This window comes from Sulfitobacter sp. 1A10359 (genome assembly GCF_043558145.1).
Classification (GTDB): domain Bacteria; phylum Pseudomonadota; class Alphaproteobacteria; order Rhodobacterales; family Rhodobacteraceae; genus Sulfitobacter; species Sulfitobacter faviae.
Genome location: NZ_JBIFGB010000005.1, coordinates 26,038 through 46,139, shown reverse-complemented (window position 1 = coordinate 46,139; position 20,102 = coordinate 26,038). Strand labels below are relative to the sequence as shown.

Genomic DNA, 20,102 nt, shown 5'->3' with positions numbered 1-20,102 from the left:
GCCTGACCTCTCAGGCCGGGGCGCGGCTTAACCCTCTAGCGGCACGGGCATCAGGATCTTATTGGTCTGGCTCACCAAATACCCCGCCTCGGCGCTTTTCTTGAGATAGGCCTGCCACTCAGGGTCCGCCGCCATCTGCGCCCGGCGTGCGGCACGGTCGGCGGCGTCCTTATAGGCCCAGATATGCACGAAGGAATTCACGTCCCCCGTCTCGACCTGCGCATAGATCACCGGCTCACCTAGGATGCGGCGCTGCGCCGGGAAGCCGAATTCGGCATAGAGCGCGAGGTGTTTCTTGATCGTGCCGGGGCGGCAGCAATAGGTGCGGTGGTCGTAGATCATGGGGTGGTCTTTCTGCTTGCTTGGGTCATGCGATACCGGCGTGGTCGGTGATCCGGGCCCGCGCCTGCAAAAGGTGATAGGCCATCGACACGCCTGCGACTTCGCTGTCGCCCGCGCGGATCGCTTCGAGGATTTCCCGATGTTCGCTGATCACCACGTCGATCCGGGCTTGGGAGCCTTGGCGGGTCAGCTTTTGCGCCACATCGATCCCCTGTTCGATCGAACCGCGGGCGCAGTCGAGCATTTGCACGAAAACCTCATTGCCCGAAGCCGCCGCGATGGCGCGGTGGAATTGGTAGTCGGCATCAAAGGACGGATCGCGCGCCTGCATCGATGCCTCCAGCGTTTGCAAGGCTGCCTCGATCCGGGCGATGTCTTTGGGGCTGGCACGCTGCGCGGCCATGCGGGCGGTGGCCTTTTCGATCGTGATCCGCGCTTCCATCGCGCGCATCAGCCCGGCGACGGAACCCGCCGTGGCATATTCGATCAGCTTTTCCGAAGGCCGCCGCCTGACGAAGGTGCCCACGCCGCGCCGCGCTTCGACCAGACCGTCCTCTTGCAGCTTGCGCAGCGCCTCACGCACCACGGGCCGCGACACGCCAAAGGCGGTGGCGATCTGGTTTTCCGAAGGCAGCTTTTCCCCCTGCACCAGCTTGTTCGACACGATCTGCTCAAGAACCTGCCCGTAGAGCTGGTCGGCCAAGGTCTGGCGTTTCTTGATCTTCAGTTTCGGTGCTGTCACCGGCTACCCTCCCGCCGCGGCGCGGCGCATCATATTGGCCAGCCGCAGCGCCGATGTTGCAGCCCCATAGCCGTTGTCGATGTTCACCACCGTCACCCCCGGCGCGCAGCTGGCGAGTACCGAATCAAGCGCGACCCTCCCGCCGCGGGCGACACCATAGCCCACGGAGGTCGGCACACCAATGACCACCCCCGGCACCAGCCCGGCCACGACCGAGGGCAGCGCCGCGTCCATCCCGGCAAAGACGATCACCACATCCATCTCGCGCAGCAACTCTTCCCGCGCGAGCAGACGCCACAGCCCGGCGACGCCCACGTCCGAAACCTCGGTCGCCGCCATTCCGCCATAGGCCAGCGTGCGCCGCGCTTCGGCCATAGGGGCGTAATCAGAGGTGCCCGCACTGACGAGGGCGATGCGCGGGGTGCTGGCCAAGGGCCCGATCTCTCCCAAAATGGCGGTGCGCGAGGCGGTGCAGTAATCGACCCGTTGCGCCAAGTCGGCGGGCAGCGCGGCGAATTGCTCTGCCGTCAGCCGGGTCAGCAACAGCCGCCGTTCCTCTGCCGCTGCATCGCCGATGATGGCGGCGATCTGCGCCACGGATTTATGCTCGCAAAGCACGGCCTCTTCGATGCCGATACGCCCCCCGCGGCCCCGATCAAAGGTCACGTCTGGATGCCCGTCGGGGCCGGCCTTAGTGATGGACAAATGCACTTCCTCTTGAATAGGCCCGCAGATCGACCGCGCGCCCGTCATCCGTGGCCTGCCGAACCTGCGTTAATATCGCTGCACGTTTCTGGGCGGAGAGGTCTTCATAAACAAGCGGATCAAGCTCGACCACCCAGCCCCCGCGCAGGCGTCGGCAGCGCAGGGTGATATTGCCCATGACCTCACGCAGCAGGGTCTCTACCCGGTCGATCACCACCAGATCCGCAGGCTCCACCCGCAGACCGGTCTCGATCCGGCTGGCCAAACAGGGGGCGGCTGGCAGTTCCGCCAGATCCCCCAGCCCGAGCGCGCGGGCCAAGGCGCGCACATCCGACTTGGACATCTGCGCCTCGACGAAAGGGTGCAGCACGCCGTGTTCCGCCGCGGCTTGCAGGCCGGGACGGTAGTCCGTCAGATCATCGGTATTGGTGCCCGCCGCCACCAGCGGCCCCATGCGCGCCAAAGTGCCATAGAGGTTCGACTTGCAGAAATAACAGCGATTGACCGGGTTCGCGCGATAGGCGGGATCGGCGAACTCCCCCGCGTCGACCAGCTTCAGCGGCAGGTCCCAAGTGGTGGCGAAATCCTTCACCCGCGCGGTCGCCGCCGCCGGAACGGCGGGTGAAACCGCATGGCAAAGCGTCACGCCCGCCGCGCCGCGCACCTTGGCCGCGGCAGCCGAGAGCGTCAGGCTGTCGATCCCCCCGCTGAGCGCGATGGTCAGTGAGGGGGGCCGCGCGAGGGCGGCATGGAGGGCGGCAGGAATGGTCACTCTGCCAGCCCGTCCTCGGTCTTGAGTTGTGCCAAAAGCCGCCCGCTCGACATCTGGAGGTGGTCGCGCATCCGCTGGCGGGCGCGCTCTGCGTCACCCTCGGCGATAGAGGCGGCGATGTCGTAGTGCTCCTGTATCGCGTCACGGCTTTCGCCGCCGCGTTTCAGCGCTTGCAGCCGCCCGGCCAGCATCGTCTCGCGCAGGCTGGCGACGAGGTAGTTGAACAGGCTAAGGTAATAGCTGTTCCCCGTCGCCTCGCAAACCGCGCGGTGAAAATCGAGGTCTGCAGTGACCCCTGCCGCCACTGCCGGGCCACCGATCTTGTTGCTTTGATCATAAGCGGCGGCGGCACGCTCAATCTCTGCGCGGGCCTCGGGGGTGGCGCGGGCGGCGGCGATGGCAGCGGCTTCGATCTCAAGCCCCATGCGCAGCTCTAGGATCTGTTCGAGCTTGCGCTGGCTTTCCATGTCACGTTCAGGGATAGCAAAGCCCTGGCGGGGCCGGTCGCTGGCGACAAAGGCCCCCCGGCCCTGACGGCTCGACAACATACCTTCGGCCTTGAGGCGCGACACCGCCTCGCGGATCACCGTGCGGCTCACATCGAAATCGCTGGCCAATGTGGTTTCGGAGGGCAGCACATCGCCCACGTTCCACACACCGTTCACCACATTGTGGCGCAGCACCTCGGTCACCTGATCGCTCAGCGTGGCACCATCGACGAGGGGCGCGGTCGCCTGAAGATTTGCAGCCATAATAACAACTTCCTTTCGCCGATTGAACCACCTGTATGACAAGCTGTCAATAATCAGAAGGTAGGGCCATTCCCAGCATTACAACCAGAATACAACATTACAAGTAAGATGAAATCCCCGTAAATTTGTATTTTTAATTGACAGGCTAGAGATTCCCCCGCAGTCTGCGGATCACGGCAAGAGGATGTCAGGGGGGAGCCCGGAACCCATCCAGTAGCTGCCGACACACAGTCAAAACTCGGGAGGAGTTTCTATGTCACCCATCTTCAAATCGATCCGTCGCACCACAGCGGCCACCATCCTTTTCGCCGTCGCAGGCGCCGCCGCCCATGCGCAGAGCTTTGTCATGGCGACCGGCCAGCAGGGCGGGTCGTGGTATCCGGTGGGCGGCGCGATCAAGGCGATTGTAGAGCGTGAGAACCCCGACATGGACATTACTGTCACGCCGGGCGCGGGCGTGTCGAATGTGGTCGGCGTGGATGCGGGCCGCTTCGGCATCGCCTTCGCCAACTCGATCTCGACCGTGGACAGCCTTTCGGGCAAAGAGCCGTTCCGCAAGGCCACGACCAATGTCTGCAACCTTGGCATTCTTTATCCGCAGTATTTCCAGATCGTCGCGCTTGAAGATTCGGGCATCAAGACAATCGCCGACATGAAGGGCAAACGCCTGACCACGCAGCAGCTTGGCAACACCGGCGAATTCCTGACGCGCGAGCTTTTGTCGACTGCCGACATGACCTTTGACGACCTCGACAGCGTCGCCAACACGTCCTACTCCGACTCCGCCTCGCAGATGAAAGACGGTCAGGCCGATTTCTTCACACTGGGGTCGTCCCTGCCAACCGGCTCGGTGATGGATCTGGCATCCTCGCGCAAAATCCGCCTGATCGACGTGGATGAAGAGACCTTTGCCCACTTCAAAGACAAGAACGCCGCCTTCCAGCGCCGCGAAGTCAAGGCGGGCGCCTACCCCGGTTTCGATGAGACCGTGCATGCGATCAGCTATGACACCCATATGGTCGCGCCCTGCGACTATGACGGTGAGATCGTCAAATCCGTGCTCGCCGCGATTGCCGACAACAACGACAGCTTCGCCGCGATCAGCAAATCCATGGCGAACCTGACGGTTGAGGAAATGGCCACCGACATCGGCGTGCCCTTCCACCCCGCCGCGAAAGAGTTCTACGCAGAGCGTGGCGTCTCGGGGATGTAATTCCCTTCCGACACGAAACGGGTCGGTCGGAGCCAAGCGCTTCGTCCGGCCCACATCCATAAGGTCCCTGCGCCCCGTGCATTCCGCGCGCTGACACACAGAGGCCGCCTTCCACTCTAGACGAGAGAACCCCCATGCAACTGTCGATCTTTCTGGACAAGATGCCCCTGATTACCCGCATAGCAAGGCTGATCCTGATCGGCATGGCTGTGTGGCATCTCTATGTCGCCTTCGTCGGCCCGCCCAACCCCTATATTATGCGCGGCGTACACGTCGCTCTGGCGCTTCTGCTGATTTTCTTGACGGTGAACCGCAAGGGTCTGCGCAATGATGTGCCCAGTTGGTATGATGTGGTCATCGGGCTTTTCGCGGCGGGTGCTGCGCTCTATCCTTCCTTTAACCTTAATTACATCACGCAGCGCTTCCTCTACGTCGATCCGCTAATGCCGATGGACATCGTGGTGGGGATCACGCTTGTGGCTCTGCTATTGGAAGCCACGCGCCGGATGCTGGGGCCGATGCTGCCGATCACGGCACTTTTGTTCCTCGGCTACGGCCTCGCCTTCACCTCGACCCTGCCCTCGGTGATCCTTGAGCAGTTGTTCATGACGCCCGAAGGCATCTTCGGCATCCCGATCGCGGTTTCCGCGACCTATATGGTGCTTTTCATCCTCTTCGGTTCCTTGGTCGAGCGGATGGGCGTGGGCCAGCTCTTCATGGATTTCGCGGTGGCGCTTACGGGGCGGCAGGTCGGCGGTCCGGCCAAGGTGGCCTGTGTGACCTCGGGCCTCTTCGGGTCGGTGTCCGGCTCTGCCGTGGCCAATGTGATGACGACGGGCACCTTCTCTATCCCGCTGATGAAACGCATGGGATTTAAACCCGCCTTCTCCGGCGCGGTCGAAGCCGTGGCCTCGACCGGGGGGCAGATTATGCCGCCCGTCATGGGGGCTGCGGCCTTTGTCATGGCCGAATACCTCGGCGTCGGATACCTCACGGTTGCGAAATACGCGCTGGCGCCCGCGATCCTGTTCTATGTGGCCCTTTTCGCCGCGGTCCATTTCGAGGCCAAGCGCAAGGGCATCGGGTCGGTCCCGAAAGAGGATCAAGTACCGCTGAAAACCGTGCTGCTTGAACGCGGCCACCTGTTCCTGCCGCTGACGATCATCGTGGGCGTGCTGATGCTGGGCTATTCGGCCCCCTATGCGGCGCTTTGCGGTATCGTCTCGGTCGTGCCCGTCGCGGCGCTGCGCAAGACGACACGGCATTACGTCACCGTCGACAACATCCTCGAAGCGCTCGAAGGCGGCGCACGCAACGTGCTGGCGATTGCCGCAGCCTGTGCCTGTGCGGGCATCGTCGTCGGCGTGATCGACATCACCGGCCTTGGCCTGACCTTCTCGAACTTCGTGATCGAAGCGGCCCAAGACACGCTGGTCATCGCGCTCTTCCTGTCGATGATTGCGGGCATCATCCTTGGCATGGGGATGCCGACCACACCGGCCTATATCGTGCAGGTCGCCCTGCTGGTGCCGGCACTGGTGAAACTGGGCGTGCAGGTCGAAGCGGCGCATCTCTTCGTGTTCTACTTCGCCATCCTGTCGGCCATCACACCCCCCGTCGCCATGGCGGTCTATGCGGCCAACACCCTGTCCCACGCCAAAATCGTGGAGGCGAGCTGGGCCGCGGTGAAACTCGGGGCCACCGGCTTTATCGTGCCCTTCATGTTCGTCTATGAACCGGCGATCCTGATGCAGGGTTCGGCCACCCAGATCACCTTGGTCCTGTTGCAGGCCACCATTGGCGTCATCTTGCTGGCCGCCGCCCTGCAACGCTACTACTTTGGCAGACTGTCCAACGTGCTGTCGGTGGTGCTTTTCGCGGCGTCGCTCTTGCTGATCTATCCCGATCTGCGGCTCACCGCCTCGGGGCTGGTCATCGCGGGCGTTATCCTGGCCTTCCAAAAGGCCAGGAACCCCAGCCCCGAGAGCCAAGCGGCCACACATACTTAACTCTTTGAACGAACGAAACGGAGCCTTCTCCATGCTGCAAAAAACTTCCCTCAAGGCGCGGACCGGCGGACAGGTCCTTGTGGATCAGCTTTTGATCCACGGCGCCGACACCGCCTATTGCGTGCCCGGCGAAAGCTACCTTGAGGTGCTGGACGCGCTGCATGACGTGCAGGACCGTTTCAACCTGATCAACGCGCGGCACGAAGCCGGGGCCGCGAATATGGCCGAGACCTATGGCAAGCTCACCGGCAAGCCCGGCATCTGCATGGTCACCCGCGGCCCCGGCGCCTGCCACGCGGCCATCGGGGTGCATATCGCGCAGCAAGACAGCACGCCGATGATCCTGCTCGTGGGACAGATCGCCCGGGACACGACCGACCGCGAAGCCTTCCAGGAGGTCGATTACCGCGCCATGTTCGGCCCCATCGCCAAATGGGCCACCCAGATCGATGACCCGGCGCGGGTGCCGGAATATATGGCCCGCGCCTTCCGCGTGGCGACCTCGGGCCGCCCCGGCCCGGTGGTGATCTCCCTGCCCGAAGACATGCTGACCGAGGTGGTTTCCGTGGCCGATGCGCGGCCCTATACGGCCACCCATGCCGGCCTGTCGCCCGATAGCCTCGATATGCTCAAGACCGAGATCGCGCAGGCCGAACGGCCCCTCCTGCTGCTCGGCGGCTCCGGCTGGTCGGATGAGAGTGCGGCGGCCATCACCCGCTTTGCCGAAGCCAACAAGATCCCCGTTACCACCTCTTTCCGGCGGCAGGACATCGTGAACAACCTCTCGCCGGTCTATGCAGGCGATTTCGGCACCTCTACCGCGCCCAGCCTCTACGCACATCAACGTGAGGCGGATTTGCTCATTGTGATCGGTGCGCGTTTGGGTGAGATGACGACCAAGACCTATACCACCATGCAATCGCCCAACCCCGAGACCCGTCTGGTGCATCTCTATCCCGAGGCGGATGAGATTGGCCGCGTCTATTCGCCGGATTTGGGCATTGCGGCAGCGCCCGTCGCTGTGGCCGCTGCCTTGGACGGCGTCGATCTGGGCCGGGCAGAGGCATGGGGCGATTGGTGCGACAAGCTGCATGCCGACTACCTCACCGATACCGAAGCGCCCAATGGCGGGGAATGGGATCTCGACATGGGGGTGGCCCTTGCGCAACTGCGCGATGAGCTGCCCAACGACGTGGTGGTCACGCTCGACGCGGGCAACCACACCGGCTGGGCGCAGCGGTTCCTGCGCTTTGGGCGTCCGGGCCGAATCGTCGGCTCCACCTGTGGCGCGATGGGCTATTCCGTGCCTGCTGCCGTGGCCGCGTCGATTGCAGACCCTGAACGGCTGACGCTCTCCTTCGTCGGTGATGGCGGCTTTATGATGAGCGGCAACGAACTCGCCACCGCCGCGCAATATGGCGGGCGGCCCATCGTGTTGCTGTTCAACAACGGCATCTACGGCACCATCCGCATGCATCAGGAACGCGACCACCCCGAACGCATCTCGGGCACCACCTTGCAGAACCAAGACTTCGTGAAGATGGCCGAAGGTCTGGGCGCCCATGCCGAACGGGTGACCAAGACCGAGGATTTCGCCGCCGCCTTCACCCGCGCCCGCGAGAGTGGACGTCCCGCGCTGATCGAACTGGTAACCGACCCCGAGCAGATCTCGACCCGCACCACGATCAGCAAGCTGCGCGCGGCGGCCCAGAAAAAAGTCGACGCCGACCAGCGCTGAAGGATGACCCAGATGACGACCCTGACCGCGCCGCGCCGCGCAGATGATACGGACGCGCAAGACCACGCCGCCTTGCTCGATGCGCTGCGCGATGCCATCGGCCCTGCCCATGTGGTGACCGACGCCAAGGATTTCGACGCGCGGCTGATCGAAGACCGCGGGCTGCGGCGCGGCACGGCGCTGGCGCTGATCCGCCCCGGTTCAACCGAGGAGGTCGCTGCCTGCATGCGTCTGTGCCACGCAGCCGAAGTGCCGGTCACACCGCAAGGCGGCAACACCGGTCTTGCAGGCGGCGGCGTGCCCGATGGCGGCATTATCCTCACATCAGACCGGCTGAACCGTATCCGCGCGATCGATCCGACCAATGCCACGATGACGGTTGAGGCAGGCTGCATCCTCGCCAATATCCAAGCTGCGGCAGATGAGGTCGATGCGCTCTTCCCGCTCTCGCTCGCCTCTGAAGGGTCCTGCCAGATCGGCGGCAACCTTTCGACCAACGCGGGCGGGACGGCGGTGCTGCGCTATGGCAATACCCGTGACCTCGTGCTGGGGATCGAAGCGGTGCTGCCAGATGGCCGGGTGCTGAATGACCTGAACGGCCTGCGGAAAAACAACACCGGTTTTGACCTCAAACACCTCTTTATCGGCGCCGAAGGCACGCTTGGCATCATCACGGCGGCGGTGATCAAACTCTTTCCCAAACCCACCGCCCGGGCCACCGCGCTGGTGGCCTGCACCGGCCCCGATCCGGCGCTCGCGCTCTATGCGCGGATGCGCGGCCAGACCGCTGACACGCTTTCGACATTCGAGTATATCGACCGGCTGGGCCTGCAAATGGTGATCGACCACGCGCCCGGCTGTAGCGATCCGATGGCCGAGGCGCATCCCGCCTATTGCCTGATCGAACTCACCGGCAATGGCGCGCCGACAGACCTCGACGCCCGGCTGGAAACCGCATTGGAAGCGGCTTTCGAGGCGGAGGAGATCATCGACGCCGTGATCGGCGCCTCGGAGGCGCAGAAAGACGCGCTTTGGGCGCTGCGAGAGAACCTGTCAGAGGCCCAGAAACCCGAAGGCGCGTCGATCAAACATGACGTTTCGGTCCCGGTGTCGCGCGTGGCGGATTTCATCCGCGAGGCGACCCAAGCCTGTATGGATCACATGCCCGGGCTGCGCCCTTGCCCCTTTGGCCATTTCGGCGACGGCAACCTGCATTTCAACCTGTCGCGCCCGGTGGATATGGCGGATGCGGCGTTCCTTGCCGAATACGGGGCCTTCAACCGGATCGTGCATGATATCGTGCACCAGATGGGCGGCTCTTTCTCGGCGGAACATGGCATCGGCACCTTCAAACGCGCCGAGCTGCGCCGGTATAAGGACCCGGTCGCGCTGGAGTTAATGGCGCAGATTAAGGCCACCCTCGACCCGGGCCATTTGATGAACCCGGGCAAGGTGCTTTGACCATTTAACCGCGCCCCGCGAAGGGCATTTTAGTAGCCATCACGGTGACGAACATGGCGTTGGAGTCGAGCGACAGCTTCGCCATATATGACAGCGTTTCGGCCACGTCGTTCACATCCATGCGCGGCTCGGACATGCGGCTGCCGTTGGGTTGCAGAATGCCCTCCTTCATCCGCTCGGTCATCTCGCTCGCCGCGTTGCCGATGTCGATCTGCCCGCAGGCGATGTCATGCGCCCGCCCGTCGAGCGACAGCGCGCGGGTCAACCCGGTGATCGCGTGTTTCGTCGCCGTATAGGGCACCGACAGAGGGCGCGGCACATGAGCGCTGATTGAACCGTTGTTGATGATCCGCCCGCCCTTGGGGCTCTGCCGTTTCATCAGGGCGAAAGCCGCGCGGGCGCAGAGGAATGACCCGGTCAGATTGGTCGCGACGATGTCGTTCCACTCCGCCACGCTTAAGCCGTCTACCTCAACTGCCGAGCCATTGCGCCCGGCATTGTTGAACAGCAAATCCAGCCGCCCAAAGGTCGTCTCCACCCGCTCGAAAAGCGCATCGACCTCCGCCTCGATCCCAACATCGGCGGCCACGGCGATATGCCCCTGCCCGTCGAGCGTCGCGCAGGCCGCGTCGATCTTATCCTGCTGCCGCCCCGTCAGCACGAGGGTGAAACCGTCCTTCGCCAAACGCTGCGCACAGGCAAGGCCCACCCCGCTTCCGGCCCCTGTTATCAGAGCAATCTTTTGATCCATCTTCTCATTCCATCCCTGTCATCGCCCTCCGGGCCGTTGTGTGGAATCTAATATATATGATCGCGCAAGAATAGGTTTTTTCGCTATTTTCTGGTTTGGCGCCTCGTTCAACTTGGCTGTCTCACATTCGCGCGAGCGCACTAGACGACCGGTCTATTATTCCTTAGATGCCCCGGTATGACAGAGGCAAAGAAATCGGATCAGACGCGGCAACGCATTTTGGACATAGGGCGCAGCCTCGTGTTGCGGCACGGGTTCTCTGGCGTTGGCCTGTCGCGCATTCTGAGCGAAAGCGGCGTGCCCAAGGGCTCGTTCTACTATTACTTCGCGTCGAAAGAGGCTTTTGGCACCACGATGTTGGCAGATTACGTCGAGGCCTATCTCGACCGTGTCGATGCGCTGATCGCGGCCCCGGGAACGGCAGGCGATAAGCTCGACAGTTTCTGGGATGCATGGCTCAGCCAATCCAGCGCCCCGGGGATCGCCAGCGCCTGTTTGGTGGTGAAACTCGGATCCGAAGTTGCCGACCTGTCGGAAACGATGCGCGAAACGCTCGATCAGGGTGTCGATGCTTTGGTCGCCCGGATTGCCCAATTGCTGCGCCAAGGCGCAGAGGATGGGACCGTCCGGGTGCTCGAAGACCCCGAGACCACAGCCCGCATGCTCTATGCCAAATGGCTCGGCGCTGCGGTGCTGGCCAAACTGGCACGCAGCGATGCGCCCCTGCGCATGGCGCGCGCTGAAACCTCTGCCCAACTCTCCCTCACCGGGGGCCAATTCCCAACCTGAAAGGAAACAGCATGTTCGCTGCCATCCACGACACATTCGGCGAGCCCGCCGAGGTTCTGACCACCCGCGAAACCGACAAGCCCGCGCCCGCCGCAGGCGAAGCGCTGCTGCGCATGGTGCTCTCGCCCATCCACAACCACGACCTTTGGACCGTGCGCGGTAACTATGGCTACAAGCCCGAACTGCCCGGCGCCATCGGCGGCTCCGAAGCGCTTGGCATCGTCGAGGCCGTGGGCGAAGGCGTTGATGAGGCGCTGATCGGCAAACGCGTCACCGCGGCTGGCTTCCACGGCGCATGGGCCGAGTATTTCACCGCCCCTGCCGCGGGCCTGCTGCCCCTGCCCGAGGCGATCTCGGACGAAGCGGGCGCGCAGTTGATTGCCATGCCCTTCAGCGCCCTGTCTTTGTTGGAGACCCTCAAGGTCGGCGAAGGCGATTGGCTGATCCAAACCGCCGCCAATGGCGCGGTCGGCAAGATCATGGTCGGTCTGGCCAAGGCGCGCGGCGTCAACCTGCTGAACCTCGTCCGCCGCGAAGGCGCCGCCGAAGAGATGCGCGACACCGGCGCGGAACATGTCCTCTCCACCGAAGATGCGGATTGGCAAAGCAAAGCGCGTGAGTTGATCGGCAAAGACGGCGCGGTCTCGGCCATCGATTCCGTCGGCGGCGAGTTGGGCGGCCAACTGGTCGAACTGCTAGGCAAGGACGGTGAGCTGATCGTCTTCGGCACGGCGACGGGCCAGCCGCTCACCATGTCTTCGGGCGAATTGATCATGAAGCACATCACCGTCAAAGGCTTCTGGGGCTCGCGCGTGAGCGGCGAGATGGCGGCTGAGACGCGGGGCCGCCTGATTGGCGAATTGGTGCAACTGGCCGCGAAGGGCCAACTGCCCCTCGACACCGGCGGCATCTACCCGCTGGCCGAGGTGACCGAGGCGATGAAAGCCGCGCTGACCACGGGCCGTGGCGGCAAGGTCATGCTCCGCCCGTGATCGGGATTTGACGACAGCGGCGGCCCTCCCTCCCCGGGGCCGCCGCCCCATGCGCGGAATGCCCAAGTTTCGGACAGCACCGCGATTTGCCGCCCATTTTTCAAGCAAACCCGCCGCGCAGGCGGCTCTGAACCGCCTCGGCGATGACACTCCCCCGTCTCTATGGTGATTAAAAAATCATCAGACTTTACCGGGCGGAGCGTTCCTCATTCTCATCGACAGCAGCATAAACAGCCCCCAAGCGACCCCGGTGCAGCCACGCGCCCTTGGTGCTGCGATGGTCTCGGCCAAGGCTGCGCGGGGCGGGTCGACAATCGGCGAATTGCGCCAGTCGGGCGCGATGAAGCTGCTCTTCCCCCGCCCCGATCCCGCGCTGTTGCAGACCATCGTCATCAATACCGCAGGCGGCATCACCGGCGGCGATAGTTTTACCCTGAACGCCCGCGCCGAGGCGCAAGCGGCGCTCAGCCTCACCACGCAGGCCGCCGAACGCGCCTATCGCGCGCAACCGGGGCAAGTGGCGGCGCTGCGCAACACCCTTACCGTCGACTCCGGCGCGACGCTGCATTGGCTGCCGCAAGAGTCCATTCTCTACGACGGATGCGCCCTGCGGCGGCATCTGACGGTCGACCTGGCGCAAGACGCCTCTCTCCTGCTGGTGGAGCCGCTGGTCTTTGGCCGCGCCGCTATGGGTGAAGCGCTGCGTCATGCTTATTTCCGCGACCGGATCGAGGTCAACCGCGCGGGCCAGCCGCTTTTTCACGATGCGATGACACTCAGCGGCGATGTCACCGCCCATCTGGCGGCCCCTCATATCGCGGCGGGGGCCGGTGCCCTTGCCACGCTGATCTATGTGGCCCCCGATGCCGAAGCGCGGCTGCCCCGGCTCCGCGCCCAATTGCCCAACAGCGCCGGGGCCAGCCTCATCGGTCCTGACCTGCTGGTCGCCCGGATCCTCGCCGCAGATAGTTTCGACCTTCGCCAATCGCTCGTCCCGATCTTGGGCGCGTTGAGCGGTGACACCCTTCCCCGATCATGGATGACCTGACGTGCAACTGACCCCGCGAGAAAAAGACAAACTGCTGATCTCCATGGCCGCCGAGGTCGCCCGCAAGCGCCTTGCGCGGGGGGTCAAGCTGAACCACCCCGAGGCCATCGCCCTCATCACCGACACCGTGGTCGAAGGCGCGCGGGATGGCCGCAGCGTGGCCGATCTGATGCAGGCGGGCGCCCATGTCATCACCCGCGACGACTGTATGGAGGGGGTGGCCGAGATGATCTCCGAGGTGCAGGTCGAAGCCACTTTTCCCGACGGGACCAAATTGGTCACCGTGCACAACCCCATCAGATAGGATATCCCATGCCGCGTTTTTCCCCCCTTCTTGCCCTGCCGCTTATGTCGCTCGCCATGGCGGCCTTCGCCCATAGCGCGCCGCTCCCCCACAGCCATGGCGGAGAGGGCGACGGATCGCTCGCCGTCTACCTGATCGCCGCCGCGGCCTTTGCGCTGTCGGGGGGGATCCTCGTCCTGCGGCGTCTGAAGACCGCCAAAGCATGATCCCGGGAGAGATCATTCCGGCGGAGGGCCTGTTGACCCTCAATGCCGACAGCACGGCGATCACGCTGATGGTCGCCAATACCGGCGACCGCCCGGTGCAGGTCGGCAGCCACTACCATTTTGCCGAGAGCAACCCCGCGCTTGAGTTCGACCGCGCCGCCGCGCGGGGCCTGCGCCTCGACATCGCGGCGGGGACTGCGGTGCGTTTCGAGCCCGGCCAACGGCGCGAGGTCGCGCTCATCCCGATCGACGGGGCGCGGCGGGTCTTTGGCTTTAACAGCGCGGTGATGGGAGACCTCTGATGCCTGCACAGATCAAACGCGGTGACTATGCCGCCATGTTCGGCCCCACGGTGGGCGACCGGGTGCGGCTGGCCGATACGGACCTTATTATCGAAGTCGAACGTGACCTGACCACCGGCGAGGGCCGGGCCTATGGCGAAGAGGTCAAGTTCGGCGGCGGCAAGGTGATCCGCGACGGCATGGGCCAGTCGCAGGTCACCCGCGCGGGCGGGGCCGTCGACACGGTCATCACCAATGCGCTGATCGTCGATCATACCGGCATCTACAAGGCTGATGTCGGCCTGAAAGACGGGCGCATTGCCAAGATTGGCAAGGCAGGCAACCCCGACACGCAGCCGGGGGTCGATATCATCATCGGGCCGGGGACCGAGGTGATCGCGGGCGAGGGGCGCATCCTCACCGCCGGGGGGTTTGATAGCCATATCCATTTCATCTGCCCGCAACAGATCGAAGACGCGCTGCATTCGGGGCTGACCACCATGCTCGGCGGCGGCACTGGCCCTGCGCATGGCACTTTGGCCACCACCTGCACGCCGGGCGGCTGGCATATCGGGCGCATGATGCAGGCCGCCGACGCCTTTCCGATGAACCTTGCCTTCGCGGGGAAAGGCAACGCCTCGCAACCCGCAGCACTGGAAGAGCAGATCAACGCGGGCGCCTGCGCGCTGAAACTGCATGAGGATTGGGGCACCACCCCGGCGGCCATCGACTGCTGCCTTGGCGTGGCCGATGCGATGGACGTGCAGGTGATGATCCACACCGACACGCTGAACGAAAGCGGCTTTGTCGAACATACCGTAAAAGCCATGAAAGGCCGCACGATCCATGCCTTCCACACCGAAGGCGCGGGCGGGGGCCATGCGCCAGATATCATCAAGATCTGCGGCGAAGAGCATGTGCTGCCCTCCTCGACCAACCCCACGCGGCCCTTCACGGTCAACACGTTGGAAGAGCATCTGGATATGCTCATGGTGTGTCACCACCTCGACAAATCGATCCCCGAGGATGTGGCCTTTGCCGAAAGCCGCATCCGGCGAGAGACCATCGCCGCCGAAGACATCCTGCATGACATGGGGGCGTTCTCGATCATCGCCTCCGACAGTCAGGCCATGGGCCGGGTCGGAGAGGTCTTGATCCGCACATGGCAGACCGCTAACAAGATGAAAAAGCAGCGCGGGCGGCTGCCCGAGGAAACGGGCGACAACGACAATTTCCGTGTGCGCCGCTACATTGCGAAATACACCATCAACCCCGCCATCGCTCATGGCATCTCGACCCATATCGGCAGCATCGAAGAGGGCAAGCGCGCCGATCTGGTGCTCTGGAACCCCGCCTTTTTCGGGGTGAAGCCCGAGATGGTCTTGCTCGGCGGCAGCATCGTCTGCGCGCAGATGGGCGACCCCAACGCCTCGATCCCCACGCCGCAGCCGGTCTATTCGCGGCCCATGTTCGGCGCCTATGGCCGGGCGGTGGAAAATTCCGCCGTGGTCTTTGTCAGCGAAGCGGCGGAGGCCGCGGGAGTGGGCGGCAGCCTCGGCCTTGCCAAACAGACGCTTGCGGTGCGCAACACCCGTAAGATCGGCAAGCGCGATCTGAAGTTGAACGACGCGCTGCCTGAGGTCGAAGTCAACCCCGAGACCTATGAGGTGCGCGCGGATGGTGAATTGCTGACCTGTGAACCCGCCTCTGTGCTGCCGATGGCGCAGCGCTATTTCCTGTTTTGAAGAGACCGAGATGACCCCAATCCTTTGCCAAGAGATGCGCCGCGCCGGAGCGTGGTCCGATGCCAGTGATCGGGTCGAGCTGACCTATGACGGGCGCTTTCTGCGCCGCAAGGTGCTGACCACGGCGGACGGGCTGACGTTTCTGGTCGATCTGGCGCAGACCACCTCGCTCGACCACGGCGATGCTTTCGTGCTGGCCGACGGGCGTCTGGTCGAAGTTGTGGCTGCCGACGAAGCCCTGCTGGAGGTGACCGGCCCCGACCTGCCGCGCATCGCGTGGCACATCGGCAACCGCCACACCCCCTGTCAAATCGACGCCGACCGGCTGGTGATCCAGCGCGATCATGTGATCGCCAAGATGCTCGGCCAGATCGGTGCCACCGCGCGAGAGATCACCGGCCCCTTCCGCCCCGAAGGCGGTGCCTATGGCCATGGGCGCACCCATGGGCATGACCACGGCCATGTCCACCACGCTGTTCACAATCACGACCACCCGCATGACCATGCGCATGGCTGACACCCTACAGGCCGACGCGCTTCTGACCTTGGTGCAGTTGCTGTCGCCCTCCTACCCGGTGGGGGCCTTCGCCTATAGCCATGGGTTGGAATGGGCGGTGCAGAACGGGGATGTGACGGACCAAGAAACGTTGGACGGCTGGCTGCGCACGGTGTTGCGGCACGGGTCGGGTCAGGCGGATGCGCTGTTCCTCGCAGCCGCGTACCGCGCCAACGACCCATCGGAGATCGACGCGCAGGCCCGCGCCTTTGCCGCCTCTGCCGAGCGGTTGAAAGAGACCGTGCTACAGGGCGAAGCCTTTGCCCGCACCAGCGCCGCGATCTGGCAGCAGGACATGCCGCCGCTTTGCTATCCCGTGGCCGTCGGACGCGCCGCACGGCTGCAAGGGCTGCCGCTGCGCCAAACGCTTGAGATGTTCTTGCACGCCTTCACCACCAACCTCGCCACCGCGGGCATGCGCCTTATCCCCTTGGGGCAGACCGAGGGGCAGATCGTCATCCGCGACCTTGCGCCGCTCTGTCTTGAGATCGCCGCAGCGGCAGAGGACGGCACGCTCGACGATCTCTCCTCCACCGCCTTTCTCAGCGACATCGCTGCGATGAAACACGAAACCCAATATTCAAGGATTTTCCGCACATGAAACGCAACAACGGCCCTTTGCGCGTCGGCATCGGCGGCCCGGTGGGCGCGGGCAAGACCACTCTGACCGCCGCGCTCAGCCGCGCGCTGCGTGATCGGCTGTCGATCGGCGTGATCACCAATGACATCTACACCCAAGAGGATGCCGAGGCGCTGATGCGCATGCAGGTGCTGCCCCAAGACCGGATCATCGGGGTCGAGACCGGCGGCTGCCCGCATACGGCAATTCGCGAGGATGCCTCGATCAACCTTGCCGCCGTGGCGGAGATGGTTTCGCGGCACCCGGATGTGGAAGTGGTCTTGATCGAAAGCGGCGGCGACAACCTGTCGGCCACCTTCAGCCCTGAACTGGCGGATGTGACGCTCTATGTGATCGATGTGGCGGCGGGGGAGGAGATCCCCCGCAAGGGCGGTCCGGCGATCACCAAGTCCGACATTCTGGTCATCAACAAGACCGACCTTGCCCCCCATGTCGGCGCCTCGCTCAACGTCATGCAGCGCGACAGCGCGCGGATGCGCCCGGACCTGCCGACGGTCTTCTGTGCGTTGAAGTCCGGCGAGGGGATCGACACGCTGCTGGCGCATCTGGCGCAGGTCGGGGGGCTCGACCTCGCCCCAATGGACCCGGTGAGCGCGGCTTAACCGCGATAGACCTCGGCCATCCGGTCGCGGAAGGCGGGCAAAAGGCTGCCATCATAGCCCCGGTGCGGGACGCCATGCCAAAGCGCGTTGAGGATCGCCTCCTCAACCGCTTCGACCGCGGCGATAAAGAAGGCATCCATCCGGTCTTCGTTCAACCGCTCGCCGCTCTGCGTGTCGGCCCCCCCACGGGTGATGCGGTTGGCGGTTGAAAAGGCCAGCGCGATGTCGCCGCTTTGATGGCCGATGTGGCTGCCCAACCGGCCAAGGGCCGCGGCGCTGCGCCGGGCCATGCGGGTCAACTGCCGCGACCCCATCGGCGCGTCGGTCGCCAGTATGACGATGATCGAGCCCTTGTCGGGGGCATCGCCCTGCCCCGGCGGCGGCAGCTGTTGGCCAAAGACCCGCAGCGCGCTTTGCTGGCCGAAGTTCGACAGGACCAGCGCGCCAAGGTCGAAACCCGCGCCGCCCGGCAGGGTGACCTGTCGCGAGGCGGAGCCGAGGCCACCGGCATAGCCAAAGGTCTTCATCCCGCTGCCCGCCCCGACGGTGCCCTGCGCAAACGCTGGCCCGCAAGCCGCAATCGCCGCCTGCGCGTGATCCTCGGTCACCGCCAGCGCCTGAATGTCGTTCACCGTGCCGTCGTTGCATTCCAAAACCAGCGGGTTGACCGTGCAAAGGCCCCGCCCGATCTCGGGGTTTTCTGCAATCGCCCGCCGGATCAGTGCCGTGCTACAGGGGCCGACGCCAAAGGTGTTGGTGAGCAGGATCGGCGTCTCGATCTGACCCAGTTCGGCCAGTTGTATCAGGCCCGCGCTTTTGCCGAAACCGTTCAACACGGCGACGCCCGCAGGCACAGGATTGCGGAAAAGATCACCTTCATGCGGCAGAACCGCCGTCACACCGGAGCAAAGCCCCTCCCCGCGTAGGTCTTGGCTGCCCACGCGCACCCCCGCGACATCGCAGATGGTATTTTGTGGCGCCGTGGGCAGGGTCCACCAGTTCTTGCTGTCGATCGTATTGCGCATTTTGCCTTCGAGAGTTTGGGGTGCCGTTGGTGCGTCAATCCGCACCGAAAAGATCGCGGGTGAAGACCTTGTCGGGGACATCTGCCAGATCTGGGTGATTGCGGTTGGCCACGATCACATCCACGCGCGTCTTGAACGCCTCTAGATCGCGGGTGACTTCGGATCCGAAGAAGCGTTCCTCTTGCAATACGGGCTCATAAACGATCACCTCGATGCCCTTGGCCTTGAGCCGCTTCATGATGCCTTGGACCGAGCTTTGCCGGAAATTGTCCGACCCGGCCTTCATCACCAACCGGTAGATGCCCACCCGCTGAGGGCCAAGCGCCAGAATCTGCTCCGAGACGAAATCCTTGCGGGTGCGGTTTGCCTCGACCACGGCGTTGATCAGGTTTTGCGGGACGTCAGAGTAATTGGCCAGCAACTGCTTGGAATCCTTTGGCAAACAGTAACCGCCATAGCCGAAGGACGGGTTATTGTAATGCCCACCGATGCGCGGGTCGAGGCAGACACCGTCAATGATCTGCCGCGTGTCCAACCCATTGGTCAACGCGTAGCTGTCCAACTCATTGAAATAGGCCACCCGCATGGCAAGGAAGGTATTGGCGAAGAGCTTGACCGCCTCTGCCTCGGACGCACCGGTAAAGAGCATGGGAATGTCGTCGTCGATTGCCCCCTCGGCCAGCAATTCCGCAAAGCGCCGGGCCCGCGGGCTGTCTTCGCCGACGACGACGCGCGAGGGGTGGAGGTTGTCGTAGAGCGCGCGGCCCTCGCGCAGGAATTCCGGGCTGAAGATGACTTGGTCGCTGTTCACCTTGGCGGAGAGGCCCGCAGTATAGCCCACCGGGACGGTGGATTTGATGACGATGGTGGCCGTTTTCGTGACCGCCAAGACATCCCGCACCACCGCCTCAACACTGGAGGTGTCGAAGACATTGGTGCGTGGGTCATAGTTGGTCGGCGTGGCGATGAGCACATAATCAGCGTTGCGATATGCCGCCTCGGCATCGGTCGTGGCCCCGAGGGTGAGGGGCTTTTCCGCGAGATATTGCTCGATCTCAGGATCGACGATTGGCGCGCGGCGGGCATTCACCTGCGCCACCCGTTCTGCGTTCAAATCGACCGCCGTCACGTTGTTGTGCTGCGCCAGCAGCACCGCATTCGAAAGCCCGACGTAGCCGATACCGACAACGGCGATCTTGGTCTTGGACATAAGCGTGGGCCTTTCTTGCGCGGCGTGGCGTGATATTAAACTGCGGCTTTCGTTTTGAAAAGGCACCGCCTGACAGGGAGTTAGGGCGGTTTGGCGAAAGTGAAGGCCGCAGCGCGAACCTTTCGCCCGTGTCGTGCGATGTGGCAGAACCGCCGCTTGTTGCGCGTGGCCCGAACGGTGGGTTGTCAGGCTGGCAAGACTTCCTTCTCACAGTCTCAG

Annotated in this window: 22 protein-coding genes; 14 read left to right on the top strand and 8 right to left on the bottom strand. The window is 63.9% G+C overall.

The window, feature by feature from the left end:
* Positions 1 to 27: 27 nt before the first annotated feature.
* The 5 genes from ACGYK2_RS12535 to ACGYK2_RS12515 are packed head-to-tail and all read right to left on the bottom strand — an operon-like array spanning position 28 to position 3,313.
* A complete protein-coding gene (locus tag ACGYK2_RS12535) occupies positions 28 to 342 on the bottom strand; it encodes an NIPSNAP family protein (RefSeq protein ID WP_271690331.1) in 315 nt (104 codons plus the stop codon).
* A gap of 25 nt (positions 343 to 367) precedes the next feature.
* On the bottom strand, positions 368 to 1,084 hold the full coding sequence (locus tag ACGYK2_RS12530) for a FadR/GntR family transcriptional regulator (protein ID WP_209219268.1): 717 nt from the start codon (positions 1,082 to 1,084) through the stop codon (positions 368 to 370).
* Between the two features lie 3 nt (positions 1,085 to 1,087).
* Positions 1,088 to 1,789 carry a nickel pincer cofactor biosynthesis protein LarB gene (gene larB, locus ACGYK2_RS12525; RefSeq protein WP_276154486.1) on the bottom strand — a complete coding sequence of 234 codons (702 nt, stop codon included), beginning with the start codon at positions 1,787 to 1,789 and terminating at the stop codon, positions 1,088 to 1,090.
* Positions 1,776 to 2,561, bottom strand: a complete 786-nt coding sequence (locus ACGYK2_RS12520) for an adenine nucleotide alpha hydrolase (protein ID WP_271690330.1) — start codon at positions 2,559 to 2,561, stop codon at positions 1,776 to 1,778. Before ACGYK2_RS12520 ends, larB begins: the two co-directional genes overlap by 14 nt.
* Positions 2,558 to 3,313 (bottom strand): FadR/GntR family transcriptional regulator, encoded by a 756-nt coding sequence (locus ACGYK2_RS12515; protein WP_073037919.1) that lies wholly within the window; start codon positions 3,311 to 3,313, stop codon positions 2,558 to 2,560. The genes ACGYK2_RS12520 and ACGYK2_RS12515 overlap by 4 nt, the downstream gene beginning before the upstream one ends.
* Positions 3,314 to 3,566: 253 nt before the next feature.
* On the opposite strand from ACGYK2_RS12515, the gene ACGYK2_RS12510 reads away from it, so the two are divergent.
* From ACGYK2_RS12510 to ACGYK2_RS12495, 4 genes are all read left to right on the top strand, one after another.
* Entirely contained in the window at positions 3,567 to 4,526 is a 960-nt protein-coding gene (locus tag ACGYK2_RS12510; RefSeq protein WP_271690329.1) for a TAXI family TRAP transporter solute-binding subunit, read from the top strand.
* A gap of 134 nt (positions 4,527 to 4,660) precedes the next feature.
* Entirely contained in the window at positions 4,661 to 6,535 is a 1,875-nt protein-coding gene (locus ACGYK2_RS12505; RefSeq protein WP_271690328.1) for a TRAP transporter permease, read from the top strand.
* A 31-nt stretch (positions 6,536 to 6,566) separates the two neighbouring features.
* On the top strand, positions 6,567 to 8,273 hold the full coding sequence (locus ACGYK2_RS12500; protein ID WP_271690327.1) for a thiamine pyrophosphate-binding protein: 1,707 nt from the start codon (positions 6,567 to 6,569) through the stop codon (positions 8,271 to 8,273).
* A gap of 12 nt (positions 8,274 to 8,285) precedes the next feature.
* Positions 8,286 to 9,734, top strand: a complete 1,449-nt coding sequence (locus ACGYK2_RS12495) for an FAD-binding oxidoreductase (RefSeq protein WP_271690326.1) — start codon at positions 8,286 to 8,288, stop codon at positions 9,732 to 9,734.
* 4 nt (positions 9,735 to 9,738) lie between these two features.
* Here ACGYK2_RS12495 and ACGYK2_RS12490 read toward each other — a convergent pair whose 3' ends face one another.
* Positions 9,739 to 10,485 carry an SDR family oxidoreductase gene (locus ACGYK2_RS12490; protein WP_271690325.1) on the bottom strand — a complete coding sequence of 249 codons (747 nt, stop codon included), beginning with the start codon at positions 10,483 to 10,485 and terminating at the stop codon, positions 9,739 to 9,741.
* 177 nt (positions 10,486 to 10,662) lie between these two features.
* On the opposite strand from ACGYK2_RS12490, the gene ACGYK2_RS12485 reads away from it, so the two are divergent.
* From ACGYK2_RS12485 to ureG, 10 genes are all read left to right on the top strand, one after another.
* Positions 10,663 to 11,274 (top strand): TetR/AcrR family transcriptional regulator, encoded by a 612-nt coding sequence (locus ACGYK2_RS12485; protein WP_271690324.1) that lies wholly within the window; start codon positions 10,663 to 10,665, stop codon positions 11,272 to 11,274.
* An 11-nt stretch (positions 11,275 to 11,285) separates the two neighbouring features.
* A complete protein-coding gene (locus ACGYK2_RS12480) occupies positions 11,286 to 12,266 on the top strand; it encodes a zinc-binding dehydrogenase (RefSeq protein WP_271690323.1) in 981 nt (326 codons plus the stop codon).
* A 250-nt stretch (positions 12,267 to 12,516) separates the two neighbouring features.
* Entirely contained in the window at positions 12,517 to 13,314 is a 798-nt protein-coding gene (locus ACGYK2_RS12475; RefSeq protein ID WP_331618884.1) for an urease accessory protein UreD, read from the top strand.
* 1 nt (position 13,315) lies between these two features.
* Entirely contained in the window at positions 13,316 to 13,618 is a 303-nt protein-coding gene (locus tag ACGYK2_RS12470; RefSeq protein ID WP_271690322.1) for an urease subunit gamma, read from the top strand.
* 8 nt (positions 13,619 to 13,626) lie between these two features.
* A complete protein-coding gene (locus tag ACGYK2_RS12465) occupies positions 13,627 to 13,824 on the top strand; it encodes a hypothetical protein (RefSeq protein WP_271690321.1) in 198 nt (65 codons plus the stop codon).
* Positions 13,821 to 14,126 carry an urease subunit beta gene (locus ACGYK2_RS12460; RefSeq protein WP_271690320.1) on the top strand — a complete coding sequence of 102 codons (306 nt, stop codon included), beginning with the start codon at positions 13,821 to 13,823 and terminating at the stop codon, positions 14,124 to 14,126. The genes ACGYK2_RS12465 and ACGYK2_RS12460 overlap by 4 nt, the downstream gene beginning before the upstream one ends.
* Positions 14,126 to 15,850: an urease subunit alpha gene (gene ureC / locus ACGYK2_RS12455; protein WP_271690319.1), complete on the top strand. Its 1,725-nt coding sequence runs from the start codon at positions 14,126 to 14,128 to the stop codon at positions 15,848 to 15,850. The genes ACGYK2_RS12460 and ureC overlap by 1 nt, the downstream gene beginning before the upstream one ends.
* Before the next feature lie 10 nt (positions 15,851 to 15,860).
* Entirely contained in the window at positions 15,861 to 16,367 is a 507-nt protein-coding gene (ureE, locus tag ACGYK2_RS12450) for an urease accessory protein UreE (protein ID WP_271690318.1), read from the top strand.
* Positions 16,360 to 17,007 (top strand): urease accessory protein UreF, encoded by a 648-nt coding sequence (locus tag ACGYK2_RS12445; RefSeq protein ID WP_271690344.1) that lies wholly within the window; start codon positions 16,360 to 16,362, stop codon positions 17,005 to 17,007. Before ureE ends, ACGYK2_RS12445 begins: the two co-directional genes overlap by 8 nt.
* Positions 17,004 to 17,648: an urease accessory protein UreG gene (ureG, locus tag ACGYK2_RS12440; RefSeq protein ID WP_271690317.1), complete on the top strand. Its 645-nt coding sequence runs from the start codon at positions 17,004 to 17,006 to the stop codon at positions 17,646 to 17,648. Before ACGYK2_RS12445 ends, ureG begins: the two co-directional genes overlap by 4 nt.
* Here the strand turns inward: ureG and ACGYK2_RS12435 are convergent.
* Positions 17,645 to 18,673, bottom strand: coding sequence for a P1 family peptidase (locus ACGYK2_RS12435; RefSeq protein WP_271690316.1), 1,029 nt, complete (start codon positions 18,671 to 18,673; stop codon positions 17,645 to 17,647). The genes ureG and ACGYK2_RS12435 overlap by 4 nt on opposite strands.
* A gap of 34 nt (positions 18,674 to 18,707) precedes the next feature.
* On the bottom strand, positions 18,708 to 19,883 hold the full coding sequence (locus tag ACGYK2_RS12430; RefSeq protein WP_276154485.1) for a nucleotide sugar dehydrogenase: 1,176 nt from the start codon (positions 19,881 to 19,883) through the stop codon (positions 18,708 to 18,710).
* Positions 19,884 to 20,102 lie beyond the last annotated feature (219 nt).

Coding starts and splice junctions, on each gene's coding strand:
- ACGYK2_RS12460 (WP_271690320.1), top strand. CDS start 13,821: ATGATCCCGGGAGAGATCATTCCGGCGGAGGGCCTGTTGACCCTCAAT.
- ACGYK2_RS12430 (WP_276154485.1), bottom strand. CDS start 19,883: ATGTCCAAGACCAAGATCGCCGTTGTCGGTATCGGCTACGTCGGGCTT.
- ACGYK2_RS12435 (WP_271690316.1), bottom strand. CDS start 18,673: ATGCGCAATACGATCGACAGCAAGAACTGGTGGACCCTGCCCACGGCG.
- ACGYK2_RS12535 (WP_271690331.1), bottom strand. CDS start 342: ATGATCTACGACCACCGCACCTATTGCTGCCGCCCCGGCACGATCAAG.
- ACGYK2_RS12505 (WP_271690328.1), top strand. CDS start 4,661: ATGCAACTGTCGATCTTTCTGGACAAGATGCCCCTGATTACCCGCATA.
- ACGYK2_RS12495 (WP_271690326.1), top strand. CDS start 8,286: ATGACGACCCTGACCGCGCCGCGCCGCGCAGATGATACGGACGCGCAA.
- ACGYK2_RS12480 (WP_271690323.1), top strand. CDS start 11,286: ATGTTCGCTGCCATCCACGACACATTCGGCGAGCCCGCCGAGGTTCTG.
- ACGYK2_RS12510 (WP_271690329.1), top strand. CDS start 3,567: ATGTCACCCATCTTCAAATCGATCCGTCGCACCACAGCGGCCACCATC.
- ureC (WP_271690319.1), top strand. CDS start 14,126: ATGCCTGCACAGATCAAACGCGGTGACTATGCCGCCATGTTCGGCCCC.
- ureG (WP_271690317.1), top strand. CDS start 17,004: ATGAAACGCAACAACGGCCCTTTGCGCGTCGGCATCGGCGGCCCGGTG.
- ACGYK2_RS12445 (WP_271690344.1), top strand. CDS start 16,360: ATGGCTGACACCCTACAGGCCGACGCGCTTCTGACCTTGGTGCAGTTG.
- ACGYK2_RS12485 (WP_271690324.1), top strand. CDS start 10,663: ATGACAGAGGCAAAGAAATCGGATCAGACGCGGCAACGCATTTTGGAC.
- ACGYK2_RS12500 (WP_271690327.1), top strand. CDS start 6,567: ATGCTGCAAAAAACTTCCCTCAAGGCGCGGACCGGCGGACAGGTCCTT.
- ureE (WP_271690318.1), top strand. CDS start 15,861: ATGACCCCAATCCTTTGCCAAGAGATGCGCCGCGCCGGAGCGTGGTCC.
- ACGYK2_RS12490 (WP_271690325.1), bottom strand. CDS start 10,485: ATGGATCAAAAGATTGCTCTGATAACAGGGGCCGGAAGCGGGGTGGGC.
- ACGYK2_RS12465 (WP_271690321.1), top strand. CDS start 13,627: ATGCCGCGTTTTTCCCCCCTTCTTGCCCTGCCGCTTATGTCGCTCGCC.
- ACGYK2_RS12515 (WP_073037919.1), bottom strand. CDS start 3,313: ATGGCTGCAAATCTTCAGGCGACCGCGCCCCTCGTCGATGGTGCCACG.